Source organism: Streptomyces sp. NPDC001339, assembly GCF_042895955.1.
Classification (GTDB): domain Bacteria; phylum Actinomycetota; class Actinomycetes; order Streptomycetales; family Streptomycetaceae; genus Streptomyces.
Map to the genome: position 1 here is coordinate 515,487 of NZ_JBIAWT010000003.1, position 13,525 is coordinate 529,011.

Below are 13,525 nucleotides of genomic sequence, written 5' to 3' on the forward strand. Positions count from 1 at the left end.
GGACCGCAGAACGAAGTTCGGAGGGGCGCACCCGTGACGTACAGCCCCGCGCAGCGGCAAACAGCCCGCCGCCAGGCGACACGGCGGGAAAGCCAAGAACAAACGGGGCGCCACGACGGGCGCAACGGCGAAACGGAAGGTACGGCGCCGCAGCCAAAAACGTGGGAGGCAAGCCAAGCGCAGCGGAACGGCGCCCGCAGCCAAAAACGTGGGAAGCCCCTAGCGGAGCGCAAGCGCAGCGGAGAGCCACCGGACCGCCCCCGCCCGGAACACCCCCGGCGGCAGCGCCCCGGCGCCCTCCGGGATCCGGCCGAGGAGGGGGGCGCCGGCCGCGTCGGGGAGGTCCGCCAGGTTGCAGCGGGCCGCCAGGTCGGGCGCGGCCGGCCAGCTGCCGATGACCACGCCGGGGCAGGAGAGCCCGTAGGTGCGCAGGGCCAGTGCGGTGAGCGCGGTGTCGTTGAGGGTGCCGAGACCGGCCCGGGCGACCACCAGGACCGGGGCGTCCGCCAGCCTGGCGGCGTCCGCGAGGGTGTGGCCGTCCGCGTCGAGGCGGACGAGCAGACCGCCCGCGCCCTCCACCAGGACGAGGTCGTGCGAGGCGGTCAGCTCGGCGGCCGCCTCGACGATCTCCTGGGGGCCCATCGGCGGCATACCGGCCCGTCGCGCGGCCGTCGCGGGGGCCAACGGCTCGGGGTAGCGGGCGAGTTCGGCGGTGGTGACCGCACCGGCCAGCCGCTCGACCTCCGCCACATCGCCGGGCTCGTGCGCGGCGACGCCGGTCTGGGCCGGTTTGAGCACCGCCACCGACCGGCCCCGGGCGAGCGCCGCCGCGGCGATCGCGGCCGTGGTCACGGTCTTGCCGACCTCCGTGCCGGTGCCCGTCACGAACAGCACTGCCATGGTGTCGTGCTCCTTCAGCCTTCGCGTGCCGCTGCGCACACCGCGGCGCAGATCCGTGCCAGATCGTCGTCATCGGCGACGTACGGCGGCATGGTGTAGATCAGGTCGCGGAACGGGCGCAGCCATACGCCCTCCCGGACCGCCGCCCGGGACGCGGCGGCCATGTCCACCGGATGGTCGAGCTGGACCACACCGATCGCCCCGAGCACCCGCACGTCCCGTACCCCCGGGATGCCCCGGGCCGACGCCAGCCCCGTCCGCAGGCCGGTCTCGATCCGCTGGACCTCCCGCGCCCAGTCCCGGGAGAGCAGCAGCTCGATCGAGGCGCTGGCGACGGCGGCGGCGAGCGGGTTGCCCATGAAGGTGGGGCCGTGCGCCAGCACCGGCACCGCGCCGCGGGAGATGCCGTCCGCCACGGCCGAGGTGCACAGCGTCGCGGCCAGAGTGAGGTATCCGCCGGTCAGTGCCTTGCCGAGGCACATCACATCGGGCGCGACGCCGGCGTGTTCGGCGGCGAAGAGGGCACCCGTACGGCCGAAGCCGGTGGCGATCTCGTCGAAGACGAGCAGGACGTCGTGTGCGTCGCAGGCCTCCCGCAGCACCCGGAGGTAGGCGGGGGAGTGGAAGGACATACCGCCGGCGCCCTGCACCACGGGTTCGACGATCACCGCCGCCAGCTCCCCGGCGTGCCGGCCGATCAGCTCGCGGAGGTGGGCCGCGTACGCCTCGTCCGGCGGGGCGTCGAAGCCGGGCGGCGGGGCGTCCGCGAAGAGCTGCCGGGGCAGCACGCCCTGCCACAGCTCGTGCATCCCGCCGTCCGGGTCGCACACCGACATCGGCTGCCAGGTGTCGCCGTGGTAGCCGCCCCGCCAGGTCAACAGCCGTTGCTTGCCGGGCTTTCCGAGCGAGCGCCAGTACTGCAGGCACATCTTGACGGCGACCTCGACCGACACCGACCCGGAGTCGGCGAGGAAGACGTGCCGGAGCGGTTCCGGGGTGAGGTCGACGAGTTGTTTGGCCAGGCGGACGGCGGGCTCGTGGGTGAGCCCGCCGAACATCACATGGCTCATCCGTTCCAGCTGGCCGCGCGCCGCCTCGTTGAGCACCGGGTGGTTGTAGCCGTGCACCGCCGACCACCAGGAGGACATGCCGTCCACCAACTCGTCCCGGCCCTCGGCCGGTTCGGCCAGCCGCAGCCGGACTCCGGAGGCCGACTCGACCAGCAGCGGGGTGGCCGTGCCGGGCATCGGCCCGTACGGATGCCAGACGTGCTGCCGGTCGAGCGCCAGCAGTTCACGGGCGGTCGGGGCCGGACCGAGCGGCTCAGGCATTGGGCGGGAGGTCGGTACCGGCACCGCGGCGGCGTACGGCGACCAGGTCGCGGTGGGCCTCTCCGGACGGGGCGGTGGCGGCCGGTGCGGTGGTGGCGGCCGGTCCGTCGGTGGCGGCTTCGGCGTCGGCTCCGCCGCAGCCGGGGCGGCGGTGTCCGGGCAGGGTCGCGGTGCCCGGGTCCTCGACCTCGAAGCCGGCGTCCGCGATCATCGCCAGATCGTCCTGGCCGGCCTGGCCCTCGCTGGTCAGATAGTCGCCGAGGAAGATCGAGTTGGCCAGGTGCAGGGCGAGCGGCTGCAGGCTGCGCAGATGGACCTCGCGGCCGCCGGCCAGCCGTACCTCGATGTCGGGGCAGACGAACCGGACCATCGCCAGGATCCGCAGCGCGCGTTGCGGGGTGAGGTTCCACTCCTTGGCCAGCGGGGTGCCCTCGAAGGGGATCAGGAAGTTGACCGGGACGGAGTCGGGGTCCAGTTCGCGCAGTGCGAAGACCACGTCGACGAGGTCGGCGTCGCTCTCGCCCATCCCGGCGATCAGGCCGGAGCAGGCGGACATCCCGGCTGCCTGGGCCTGCTGCACGGTGGAGACCCGGTCGGAGAAGTCGTGCGTGGTGCAGATGTCGCCGTAGGTGGCTTCCGAGGTGTTGAGGTTGTGGTTGTAGGCGTCGGCGCCCGCGGCGCGCAGCCGCTCGGCCTGGCCGTCCGAGAGCAGTCCCAGGCAGGCGCACACCTCGACGCCCTCGTTCTGCTCCTTGATGGCCGAGATGGTCTCCGAGACCCGGTCCACGTCCTTGTCCGTGGGACCGCGGCCGCTGGCCACCAGACAGACCCGCTTGGCGCCGCCGGCCACCCCCGCCGCGGCCGCCTTGGAGGCCTCATCGGGCTTCAGCCAGGTGTACTTGAGGATCCCGGCCTTCGAGCCCAGCCGCTGGGAGCAGTACGAGCAGTCCTCGGGGCACAGGCCCGACTTGAGGTTGACCAGGTAGTTGAGCTTGACCCGCCGCCCGAACCACTGGCGGCGCACCTTCCCGGCCGCGGCCACGACGTCGAGCAACTCGTCATCGGACGTCGCCAGTACGGCCAGTGCCTCTTCGCGGGTCGGCGACTCGCGCCGTAGTCCCTTGTCCACCAACGTGTTCAGCAGGTCCATGGCCATGATCCTGGACTACGCCACCTCCTCGTGTCCAAGGAGGAATCCCACAACGAGCGGAGACCGGTGTGTGGGTATTGCCACACCGTGAGCGTGCGGAACGACCGCTAACGTCTATCGACAGCCCACAATCGAGGCCGAACGACGAAGGACGCCGATGCCGCAGGACTCCGCCCCGCCGCTGCTCCACGACGCCCCGCCGGCCGGGCCGCACGGCGCCCTTCCGTCCCGGCCGTACGAGGCCCCGCCCGCTCCGCGGCCGTACGGCGCGGTCTTCGACTGGATCGACACGGCGCGGGCCGAGCGCCAACGGGCCGGACTCGTCCGCACGCTGCGTCCGCGGCCCGCCGACTCGACGGTGCTCGACCTGGCCGGCAACGACTACCTCGGACTGGCCCGGCACCCCGAGGTCACCCACGGGGCCGCCGAGGCCGCACACCGCTGGGGCGCCGGTGCCACCGGCTCCCGCCTGGTCACCGGCAGCACCGAGCTGCACGCCCGTCTGGAGGAGGAACTCGCCGCGTTCTGCGGCTTCGAGGCCGCTTTGGTGCTGTCGTCCGGTTATGCCGCGAACCTCGCCGCCGTCACCGCGCTCACCGCACCCGGCACCCTGGTGGTCTCCGACGCCGGCAACCACGCCTCCCTCATCGACGGCTGCCGGCTCTCCCGGGCCCGGACCCGGATCGCGCCGCACGCCGACCCGGAGGCCGTGCGCGCCGCGCTGACCGGTCACGAGGGCCGGGCGCTCGTGGTCACCGACTCGGTGTTCTCGGTCGACGGTGACGCGGCGCCGCTGCCCGGCCTGGCCGCGGCCTGCCGGGCACAGGGCGCCGCGCTGCTCGTCGACGACGCCCACGGTCTGGGCGTCCTGGGCGACGGGGGCCGGGGTGCGCCGTGGGCGGCTGGACTGGCCGGTGACGGCGATGTGGTGGCCACCGTGACGCTCTCCAAATCGCTGGGTTCCCAGGGCGGTGCGGTGCTCGGCCCGGCCCGGGTCATCGAGCACCTCGTCAACACCGCCCGGTCGTTCATCTTCGACACCGGCCTCGCTCCGGCCGCGGCCGGGGGCGCGCTCGCGGCGCTCCGGCTGCTCGGCCGGGAACCGCGGCGCGCCGCCCGTGCCGGACGGAACGCCCGCGCGCTGCACGCCCGGCTCACCGCGGCGGGCCTGACGGCGGCCCGGCCGGACGCCGCGGTGGTCGCGGTACGCGCTCCGTCGCCGGACGCCGCGGTCCGCTGGGCCGCCGACTGCCGTGCCGCGGGGCTCGCGGTCGGCTGCTTCCGGCCGCCGTCCGTGCCCGACGGGATCTCCCGGCTGCGGCTCACCGCCCGTGCGGATCTGACGGAAGGCCAGCTCGACCGGGCGGTCGGGACGATCGTGGCCACCGCGCCGACTGACGGGCCGACGGGCTGACGGGCTGACGCGGCGGGGCGCTACCGGGGCGGCGGCCGGAACGCAGTCTTGTCCCGTTCGTCCCAAATCCGGTCTCGCGTAGCAGAGTTCACCGCATCGAGCGATAGATATCTGTATATGTTGGTGGATCCGGCATTGCACCGGCAGCATGGGTGGCAGTCTGACGCACAGCAGAAGTCCGAGGCCGAATGGGCATTCCGAGCGGCATCCCGGCTCCCCAGGTCAGGACCGGAGCCGGGCCTCGGTGGGAAAGGGACGGCTTCGCGATGGCAGACCACCAGGAATCCTCACTCACGCTGCCGAGTGCTCCGGCCTCGGTACTCCTCGCCCGCAGACACGCCTTGACGGTGCTCGCCGAATGGGGCATGCCGGCCGGCTCCGAAACCGCCGACTCCATCCGTCTGATCGTCTCCGAACTCGCGACCAACGCCGTTCAGCACACCTTCGGTCAGTCCCCGACGTTCACCGTCGAGCTGCGGCTCGAGCGTGACGAGGTGCTGCGGGTCGGGGTCACCGACAGCCATCCGCGGCGGCCGCGCCGACTGCCCGCCGCCGTGCAGCAGGACAACGGCCGGGGGATGACCATCGTCCGGTTTCTCGCGGCGGAGGCCGGCGGCCGTCTCTCGGTCGTTCCCACCGCCGTCGGCGGCAAGACCGTCTGGATCACGATGCCGTGGAAGGTCACCGTCCCCTGAGTCCTCCGAGTCCTCGTCGCGGGTGCAGGAACCTTTCGCTACCGGGATCTTCCGTACCGGAATCTTCCGGGGTGTCCCGCCGCCGGCGCGCGTCACGGCGCGGCGGAGTGGCGGGCGAACGCGCCGCGCAGCAGGGCGCGCAAGGTCTCCGCGGCCGGGCTGCCGCCACCGGGACGGTGGACCACCGAGATCCTCCGGAGCAGCTCCGGCGGGTCCAGCCGGCGGATCCCCAGCGGGGTCACCGATCCCTCCGCCATCATCTCGGGGACCACCGCCACCCCGATCCCCGCGCTCACCAGCGCGCACACCACCGCATAGCCGGGCGACTCACAGCGCACCGCCACGCTCGCCCCCGCGGCGGCCAGCGCCGCCTCCACCCCACGCCGGTTGGGGTTCGCCGGGGCCATGCTGACCAGCGGGTGACCGGCGAGCTCGGTCAGCGGCAGCCGTCCGGCCCCCGCCGACAGGGCATGGCCGGGCGCGGTGACCAGCACCAACTCCTCGGTCAGCAAGGGCTCCAGAGCCAGCCCGTCCGGGACCGTCATCGCCTCACCGGGCACATACTCATGCGTCAGGGCCAGATCGACCTCGCCCAGCGCCATCGCCTCGGTCTCCTCCGGCGGTACGTACTCCGTCACGCTCAGCTCCACATCGGGGTGGGCACGGCGGAACGCGCTCAGCACGGGCGGCAGCAGATGCGTACCGGCCGTCATGAACGTGCCGACCCGCAGCACGCCGCCGGAGAGCCCTGCCAGCCGGGCCAGCTCGTGCCGCGCCTGCTCCAGTTCGTCGAGCACCCGCCGGGCCCGTACGAGCAGCAGCTCACCGGCCGCCGTCAGCCGCGCCCCGCGGTGGTGACGGACCAGCAGCGCCGCCCCGGCCTCTCGCTCCAGCTTGGCGAGCTGCTGGGAGAGCGCGGGCGGGGTGTAACCCAGCCGGGCGGCGGCCCGGGTGATGGAACCGGCCTCCGCCACCGCCACCAGAGCGGCCAGTCGAGTGGGGTCGTACATCACAACCTCTTTAGCCCCCCGAAGAAGAATGTCAATACCTATTAAAGGCTCTGACCAGCAATGATGCTGTCATGGACGGACAGCTGATCGCCTTCACCGGAGTCGCCGCGGGCATGATCGCCCTGCCGGGCGCGGACTTCGCGGTCGTGGTGCGCAACGCCCTCGACTCGCGCCGGGCGGGGGTGGCGACCGCCATCGGGGTGGCGGGCGGACTCCTGGTGCACACCGCGCTCGCGGTGGCCGGGCTGGCGGCGGTGCTGGTCGCCGTGCCCGCGCTCTTCGGCGCCGTCCAACTCCTCGGCGGTGCCTACCTGCTGTACCTGGGCGGGCGCGCGCTGCTCGCTCTCCGCGGCCGTCCGGTGGCCGCCGGTGGGGAGCACGCGACCGGCCCGGACGCCGCCCCCGACGGTGCGGGGCCGGCGGCCCGGCTCGGCGCCGCACAGGGACTGCGCCAGGGCTTTCTGACGAACGCGCTCAATCCCAAGGCCCCCGTGCTCTTCCTCAGCCTGCTGCCGCAGTTCGTTCCGGCGGACCGGCCCGCACTGCCCCGTACGCTGCTGCTCGCCGCCATGATCGTGGCGATGGCGCTGGTGTGGTTCCCCGCCGTCGCGCTCCTCGTGGACCGGCTGGGCGGCTGGCTGCGCCGCCCGAAGGTGTCCCGGGCCCTGGAGGCCGCCACCGGCTTCCTGCTCACCGCCCTGGGCGGCATCCTGCTCGTCGAGGTGGTCCTCGCCTGACGCGGGGCGGGCACCGGGCGACGGCCGCTGTCGCCCTGTGGCGGGCAGCGGCAACCGGCCGGGACGAGGTCCGGCCGCGGCTCAGCGCACCCGCCCGTACCGGACGGTGCCGCTCCAGATCTTGTCCAGCCGCACCACGGCACCGGTCTTGGGCGCATGCCAGATCTGGCCCCCGCCGGCGTAGATGCCGACGTGGTAGATGCCGCTGCCCGAGGAGAAGAAGACCAGGTCGCCACGCTTCCGGGAGGGGGCGGAGACATGCCGGGTGTGGCCGTACTGCGCGGCGGCACTGCGCGGCAGGTCCCGGCCGGCGCGCTTGTACGAGTAGAGGGTCAGGCCCGAGCAGTCGAACGAGTGCGGCCCCTGGGCGCCGTACTCGTAGGGGGAGCCCTGCTTGGAGGCCGCGATCCGGAGCGCGCGGACGGCGAGGGACGCGGCTTCCGCGTCCGGGGCCGTTCCCGGGGCGAGAGTGGTCCCGCCGAGGGTGGCCAGTGTCAGAGCGGAGACGGTGCCGGCGCGCGCCAGCAGGTGTGGCGTATGCGTGCGCACGGTCATGCGCAAACCCTTCGTCAGCCGCCTGCGAAGGGAGACCTGTCGGGTTCGGGCAGGCGAAGATGCCCGGCCGTGTGCGTACGGCTTCACCCCAAGGAGTCCGTCGGCCGTGCGGCCCCGGACCCCGTCCTGCTCGGGTCCTCCGCTCCCGCCGGTCCACGTCGTCGACCTGGCATCCGGTACGGCGGCGGGATTGGGCGCCCGTCCGGACCGCCCCGCCGTCTGGCGGGGTCTTGTCGTCGAAGGGATCGTCACGCACCCGCGGACCGAATTCCGAGCGGGAAATGCCGTATGTGAGATGGGTAACATTTGACCCAAATGGCGATATTTCTGTTCCAGACGGCCGAGAGCCGGGTGTGCCGGCCCCCGGACCTGGGGTGAAACATCACCGGCCGAGGGAATTCCGCCCGCTCGCGCAAGTTGACGCTCCCTCACCCCGGACCCGGACGCTACGCCGTCCGGGCGGCCCCGAGGCGAGCGTGCCGGATCAGCTCTCCTTGCCCGGCGGCACCGTCACCCGCCCGGCCCGGCGCTCACCGTCCAGCGCCCGCAGCGCCCGCGCCAGCGTCTCCCGGTGGAACTCGCTCTCGCCCCGGTCATGCATCAGCGTCAGGGCGTCGCGCAGCGCGGTGGCCCTGCCGACCAGCGCCTGGGCGGCGCGCAGCCCGCTGTAGGTGTGGCCGCCGCGCGCCGGGTTGATCCGGCCCAGCAGGTCGACCACCTCCAGATAGCAGTCGATCAGCCGGCCCTCGGCGCGCGTCAGCGAGGGCAGCGGCGGCGGTCCGGCCTGCGGCATCCGGTTCACCCCGCCAGGGGCCGGAGGGCCGACTGCTTGCGCTGCTGGGTGAGCCCGTCGATCAGGCCGTACTCCTGGGCGGCACGGGCGTCGAAGATCTTGTCGCGCTCGATGTCCGCGGCGATCCGCTCGCGGGGCTGCCCCGTGTGCCGCGCCAGCATCTCCTCCAGCATGCTCTGGGTGCGCAGAATCTCCTGTGCCTGGATCTGCAGATCGCTGGTCTGGCCCTGGACCGGTTCGCTGAGCGCGGGCTGGTGGATCAGGATCCGGGCGCCGGGCAGCGCCAGCCGCTTGCCGGGGGTGCCGGCGGCCAGCAGCACCGCGGCGGCGGAGGCGGCCTGGCCGAGGCAGACGGTCTGCACCTCGCACGACACGAAGCGCATCGTGTCGTAGATGGCGGACATCGCCGTGAGCGACCCGCCGGGGGAGTTGATGTAGAGCTGGATGTCCTGCTCGGGCGAGGCGTGTTCGAGGTGGATCAGCTGCGCCATGACGTCGTTGGCGGAGGTGTCGTCGATCGGGGTGCCCAGGAAGATGATCCGCTCGCTGAGCAGCTTCGAGTACGGGTCCATGGTGCGCGAGCCCTCAGTGGTGCGCTCGGTGAACTCCGGAAGGACATAGCGGGCCGTCGGTCGCGTCATGACCGCTCCTCTCCTCTGTTCTGCTCTTCGGTTCTGCTCTGTAAAAAATGTACAGGACGTACATCCCGTTAGAATGGGAGCATGGCCTACGAAATTCCGGTGACGCAAGCCCGTGCGGAGCTGGCGGATCTGATCAACCGCGTCGTCTACGGCGGTGAGCGGGTGGTCGTCACCCGGCACGGCAAGCCGCTGGTGGCCCTGGTGTCCGCCGCTGACCTGCAGCTTCTTGAGGAGCTGGGGCGGCGCGAGGAGGGTGCGGAGGGCGAGCAGGTGATCAGCACGGTGTCGACCGTGCGGCAGCTGTCGTCCGCTCCGGGCGAACGGCGGCGGTTCGGTATCGCCGCGGAACACCGCGACCCGGCCGCCGGGGACCGGCGACCGGGTCGGGAGAGGTGACGGTTCGGCCCGCGGGCTGACCGCGTGTCAGCCCGCGCCGCCCGTACGGGCGGGCCCGCTCAGGAGCTGAGCTCCCACACGGCGTGGGCGATGGCGTCGGTGTTGGTGTCCAGCGCCTTCTCGTCGATGTTCTTCACGGTGTCGCAGGACTGGTGGTAGCAGGGGTCGAACGGCTTGCCCGCCTCGCCGCCCCAGTTCTTCGCCTGCTCCGGGGTCTTGGTGTAGTCGGCTCCGGAGAAGAGGCCGCCGACCGGGATGCCGGCGTCCTTGAAGGACGCGTGGTCCGAGCGGCCGTCGCCCTCGGTCTCGATCTCGGTGGCGATGTTCTTCGCGGCGAACCAGTCCTTGAAGACCTTCTCCAGGCGGGTGTCGTCGTCGTAGACGAAGTAACCCGGGTTCGGCGAACCGATCATGTCGAAGTTCAGATACGAGTCGATCTTCGACTTCTCGGCGCCGAGGGCGGAGACATAGTGCTGCGAGCCGACCATGCCGTCCTCCTCGTCGCCGAACCAGGCGAACCGCAGGTGCTTGGCGGGCTTGAGGTCCGCCTTGGCGACCGCGAGGGCGACCTCCAGGATGCCGGCCGAGCCGGAACCGTTGTCGTTGATGCCGGGGCCCGCGTCGACCGAGTCCACATGGGCCCCGGCCATCACGGTCTTGCTCTCGTCGCCGCCCTTCCAGTCGGCGATGAGGTTGTAGCCCTTGGCGCCGTTGTTGTCGAACTCCTGGACCTGGGTGGTGAATCCGGCCTGGTCCAGCTTGCCCTTGATGAAGTCGATGGACGCCTTGTGGCCCGGCTGTCCATGGGCGCGGTTGCCGCCGTTGGCGTCGGCGATCGACTGGAGCTGGTCCAGGTCGGCCTTGACGGCCTTGACGTCGATGTCCGGTGCGGCGGCCGGCGCGGTGCCGGCGTGGGCGCCGGCCGCGGTGAGGAGGGTGGCGGCCACGGCGGCGACCGTACCTGCGGCGAGCGAGGCCCGGCGTATGCGGGGGGAACGGGACACGGTGAGGCTCCGATACGTGTGTGGGGGGTCGGCGCGGAGTCTGATGAACGCGCCGTTTTGACGCGCCCATGAGGATCGCGATCACCCGGGAGATCGTCAAGAGCGCATATCGGACAGCCGTGTTCGCGGAGCGGCGTGTGTCGTGATTGCGGCGAAAAGAGGCGATGTGCCCCTCGGTCGTGCCACCTGTTCTCGCCGGTCCTGGTGTACCGCCGGGGTGGGAATGCGCCAGGTGTTTCCTTGTGCGGCCGGGGGGTGGGCGCGGCCGTTACGGCGATTGGGGAGCGTGTATTTCCGTGCGGTAACAGGCGGTGGCGCCGTCGTGTTACGTGGGGCACCGGAAGGGGTGCCGAAGGGCCTCTCGGCGTAACGCCGCTGAAATCCCGCCGAACTACTCTCCGGGTGGTGGAGGCTTTTGATGCCAACTGCTGGAACTCGGTTTGCTCCTCCTTTAATTACTGAGTGGTACACCTATTGTTGCGGGTGTGCTCACGCCCGTGACCTGGGTGGATGTGTCCCGGGCGGGAAAACTGTGAGGTGGAACGTATGCAACTGACCCCGCATGAACAAGAGCGGCTGATGATTCATGTGGCGGCGGATGTGGCCGAGAAACGACGCTCCCGCGGACTGAAGCTGAACCACCCGGAATCCCTCGCCCTGTTGACCGTGCACATCCTCGAAGGCGCCCGCGACGGCTGTACCGTCGCCGAACTCATGTCCTCCGGCCGTAAGGTCCTCACCCGCGACGAGGTGATGGAGGGCGTCCCGGAAATGCTGCACGACGTGCAGGTCGAGGCCACCTTCCCCGACGGCACCAAGCTCGTCACCGTTCACGAACCCATCAACTGACCGCGGGAGAGCCCACGATGATCCCGGGACAGATCTTCCACGCCGACGAGCCGGTGCGCCTCAACGAAGGCCTGCCCCGTACGCGTCTGACCGTCCTCAACGCCGCCGACCGCCCCGTCCAGGTCGGCTCCCACTACCACTTCGCCGAGGCCAACCCCGGCCTCGACTTCGACCGTGCGGCCGCGCACGGCAAGCGGCTGAACGTCGCGGCCGGCTCCGCCGTGCGCTTCGAGCCCGGTATTCCCACCGAGGTCGAACTCGTCCCCATCGGGGGCAAGCGGATCGTTCCTGGCCTGCGCGGTGAGACCGGAGGCCCCCTCGATGGCTGAGCTGACCCGCCAGGCGTACGCCGACCTCTTCGGCCCGACCGCCGGCGACCGGATCCGGCTCGCCGACACCGACCTGGTCATCGAGATCACCGAGGACCGTTCGGGCGGGCCCGGCCGAGCCGGTGACGAGGCCGTGTTCGGCGGCGGCAAGGTGATCCGCGAATCGATGGGCCAGTCCCGCGCCACCCGCGCCGAGGGCGCTCCCGACACCGTGATCACCGGCGCCGTCGTGCTCGACCACTGGGGCATCGTCAAGGCCGACGTCGGCATCCGCGACGGCCGGATCACCGCCCTGGGCAAGGCGGGCAACCCGGACACCATGGACGGCGTCCACCCCGAGCTGGTCATCGGCCCGGAGACCGAGATCATCGCCGGCAACGGCAAGATCCTCACCGCCGGGGCCATCGACACCCACGTCCACTTCATCTGCCCCCAGCAGGCGGACGAGGCGCTGGCCTCCGGTGTCACCACGATGATCGGCGGCGGCACCGGACCGGCCGAGGGCAGCAAGGCCACCACCATCACCCCCGGCGCCTGGCACGTCGCCCGGATGCTGGAGTCGATGGACTCCCTGCCGGTCAACGTCGGGCTCCTCGGCAAGGGCAACACCACCTCCCTCGCCTCGATGCGCGGCCAACTGCGGGCCGGCGTCCTCGGCTTCAAGATCCACGAGGACTGGGGCGCCACCCCCGCGGTCCTCGACGCCTGCCTGACCGTCTGCGAGGAGAGCGGCGCCCAGCTCGCGATCCACACCGACACCCTCAACGAGGCCGGTTTCCTCGGCGACACCCTCGCCGCCGTCGCCGGCCGCTCCCTGCACGCCTTCCACGTCGAAGGCGCGGGCGGCGGCCATGCGCCCGACATGATCGCGATGGTCTCCCAGCCGAACGTGTTGCCCGCCTCCACCAACCCGACCCGGCCGCACACCGTCAACACCGTCGAGGAACACCTCGACATGCTGATGGTCTGCCACCACCTCAACCCGGCCGTCCCCGAGGACCTGGCCTTCGCCGAGTCCCGGATCCGGCCCTCCACCATCGCCGCCGAGGACATCCTGCACGACCTCGGCGCCATCTCGATCATGGCGTCCGACGCCCAGGCCATGGGCCGGATCGGCGAGGTCGTCCTGCGCACCTGGCAGACCGCGCACGTCATGAAGCGGCGCCGCGGTGCCCTGCCCGGCGACGGCCACGCGGACAACCACCGCGCCCGCCGCTATGTCGCCAAGTACACCGTCAACGCGGCCGTCGCCCAGGGCATCGACCACCTCGTCGGCTCCGTCGAGGACGGCAAGCTCGCCGATCTGGTGCTGTGGGACCCGGCGTTCTTCGGCGTCCGGCCGCAGCTGGTCATCAAGGGCGGCCAGATCGCCTACGCGCAGATGGGCGACGCCAACGCCTCCATCCCCACCCCGCAGCCGGTCCTGCCCCGCCCCATGTTCGGCGCCACCGGCCGGGCACCGGGCAGCAACTCCGTCAACTTCGTCGCCCCGCAGGCGCTCGCGGACGGCCTCCCCGAGCGCCTTCCGCTGGCGAAGCCGTACGAGGCGATCCACAGCACCCGCGGCGTCACCAAGGCCGATATGCGCAACAACGACGCCCTGCCGCGGGTCCAGGTCGACCCCGACACCTTCACGGTGACCATCGACGGCGAGGTGGTCGAACCCCGGCCGGCCGCCGAACTCCCCATGACCCAGCGGTACTTCCTCTTCTGACCGGCCG

The 13,525-nt window shown here is 71.9% G+C and carries 15 protein-coding genes and 1 riboswitch; of the genes, 7 read left to right on the plus strand and 8 right to left on the minus strand.

Annotation, left to right across the window (positions count from 1 at the left end; all coding sequences use genetic code 11):
• Positions 1 to 219 precede the first annotated feature (219 nt).
• Genes bioD through bioB form a run of 3 tightly spaced genes read right to left on the minus strand, consistent with a single transcriptional unit; the run spans position 220 to position 3,381 of the window.
• Entirely contained in the window at positions 220 to 900 is a 681-nt protein-coding gene (gene bioD / locus ACFY12_RS11290; RefSeq protein WP_390715511.1) for a dethiobiotin synthase, read from the minus strand.
• Between the two features lie 14 nt (positions 901 to 914).
• Entirely contained in the window at positions 915 to 2,231 is a 1,317-nt protein-coding gene (locus tag ACFY12_RS11295; protein WP_390715512.1) for an adenosylmethionine--8-amino-7-oxononanoate transaminase, read from the minus strand.
• A complete protein-coding gene (gene bioB / locus ACFY12_RS11300; RefSeq protein WP_390715513.1) occupies positions 2,224 to 3,381 on the minus strand; it encodes a biotin synthase BioB in 1,158 nt (385 codons plus the stop codon). The genes ACFY12_RS11295 and bioB overlap by 8 nt, the downstream gene beginning before the upstream one ends.
• Before the next feature lie 157 nt (positions 3,382 to 3,538).
• Here bioB and ACFY12_RS11305 point away from each other — a divergent pair, with 157 nt between their 5' ends.
• Both ACFY12_RS11305 and ACFY12_RS11310 read left to right on the plus strand, forming a co-directional pair.
• On the plus strand, positions 3,539 to 4,795 hold the full coding sequence (locus ACFY12_RS11305) for an 8-amino-7-oxononanoate synthase (RefSeq protein WP_390715514.1): 1,257 nt from the start codon (positions 3,539 to 3,541) through the stop codon (positions 4,793 to 4,795).
• A 266-nt stretch (positions 4,796 to 5,061) separates the two neighbouring features.
• Positions 5,062 to 5,490 carry an ATP-binding protein gene (locus ACFY12_RS11310; protein ID WP_390715515.1) on the plus strand — a complete coding sequence of 143 codons (429 nt, stop codon included), beginning with the start codon at positions 5,062 to 5,064 and terminating at the stop codon, positions 5,488 to 5,490.
• Positions 5,491 to 5,582: 92 nt separating this feature from the next.
• Here ACFY12_RS11310 and ACFY12_RS11315 read toward each other — a convergent pair whose 3' ends face one another.
• The gene (locus ACFY12_RS11315) at positions 5,583 to 6,500 is read right to left on the minus strand and encodes a LysR family transcriptional regulator (RefSeq protein WP_390715516.1); all 918 of its coding nucleotides are present in this window, start codon (positions 6,498 to 6,500) and stop codon (positions 5,583 to 5,585) included.
• Positions 6,501 to 6,571: 71 nt separating this feature from the next.
• Between ACFY12_RS11315 and ACFY12_RS11320 the strand changes: the two genes are divergently transcribed.
• On the plus strand, positions 6,572 to 7,237 hold the full coding sequence (locus ACFY12_RS11320) for a LysE family translocator (protein ID WP_390715517.1): 666 nt from the start codon (positions 6,572 to 6,574) through the stop codon (positions 7,235 to 7,237).
• A gap of 81 nt (positions 7,238 to 7,318) precedes the next feature.
• On the opposite strand, the gene ACFY12_RS11325 is transcribed toward ACFY12_RS11320, so the two are convergent.
• The 3 genes from ACFY12_RS11325 to ACFY12_RS11335 all read right to left on the minus strand — a co-directional run bounded on the left by ACFY12_RS11325 (position 7,319) and on the right by ACFY12_RS11335 (position 9,226).
• Positions 7,319 to 7,792: a C40 family peptidase gene (locus tag ACFY12_RS11325; RefSeq protein ID WP_390715518.1), complete on the minus strand. Its 474-nt coding sequence runs from the start codon at positions 7,790 to 7,792 to the stop codon at positions 7,319 to 7,321.
• Between the two features lie 4 nt (positions 7,793 to 7,796).
• Positions 7,797 to 7,974, minus strand: a riboswitch (cyclic di-AMP (ydaO/yuaA leader).
• A 302-nt stretch (positions 7,975 to 8,276) separates the two neighbouring features.
• Positions 8,277 to 8,585, minus strand: coding sequence for a hypothetical protein (locus ACFY12_RS11330; protein ID WP_390715519.1), 309 nt, complete (start codon positions 8,583 to 8,585; stop codon positions 8,277 to 8,279).
• Between the two features lie 5 nt (positions 8,586 to 8,590).
• Positions 8,591 to 9,226: an ATP-dependent Clp protease proteolytic subunit gene (locus ACFY12_RS11335; RefSeq protein WP_390715520.1), complete on the minus strand. Its 636-nt coding sequence runs from the start codon at positions 9,224 to 9,226 to the stop codon at positions 8,591 to 8,593.
• An 81-nt stretch (positions 9,227 to 9,307) separates the two neighbouring features.
• On the opposite strand from ACFY12_RS11335, the gene ACFY12_RS11340 reads away from it, so the two are divergent.
• A complete protein-coding gene (locus ACFY12_RS11340; protein WP_390715521.1) occupies positions 9,308 to 9,622 on the plus strand; it encodes a type II toxin-antitoxin system Phd/YefM family antitoxin in 315 nt (104 codons plus the stop codon).
• A 59-nt stretch (positions 9,623 to 9,681) separates the two neighbouring features.
• On the opposite strand, the gene ACFY12_RS11345 is transcribed toward ACFY12_RS11340, so the two are convergent.
• On the minus strand, positions 9,682 to 10,626 hold the full coding sequence (locus tag ACFY12_RS11345; RefSeq protein ID WP_390715522.1) for a M28 family metallopeptidase: 945 nt from the start codon (positions 10,624 to 10,626) through the stop codon (positions 9,682 to 9,684).
• A gap of 546 nt (positions 10,627 to 11,172) precedes the next feature.
• Between ACFY12_RS11345 and ACFY12_RS11350 the strand changes: the two genes are divergently transcribed.
• The 3 genes from ACFY12_RS11350 to ACFY12_RS11360 are packed head-to-tail and all read left to right on the plus strand — an operon-like array spanning position 11,173 to position 13,518.
• Positions 11,173 to 11,475, plus strand: a complete 303-nt coding sequence (locus ACFY12_RS11350; protein WP_390715523.1) for an urease subunit gamma — start codon at positions 11,173 to 11,175, stop codon at positions 11,473 to 11,475.
• Positions 11,476 to 11,492: 17 nt separating this feature from the next.
• Entirely contained in the window at positions 11,493 to 11,804 is a 312-nt protein-coding gene (locus tag ACFY12_RS11355; protein WP_390715524.1) for an urease subunit beta, read from the plus strand.
• Positions 11,797 to 13,518: an urease subunit alpha gene (locus ACFY12_RS11360; protein ID WP_390715525.1), complete on the plus strand. Its 1,722-nt coding sequence runs from the start codon at positions 11,797 to 11,799 to the stop codon at positions 13,516 to 13,518. The genes ACFY12_RS11355 and ACFY12_RS11360 overlap by 8 nt, the downstream gene beginning before the upstream one ends.
• The last annotated feature ends 7 nt before the right edge of the window (positions 13,519 to 13,525 follow it).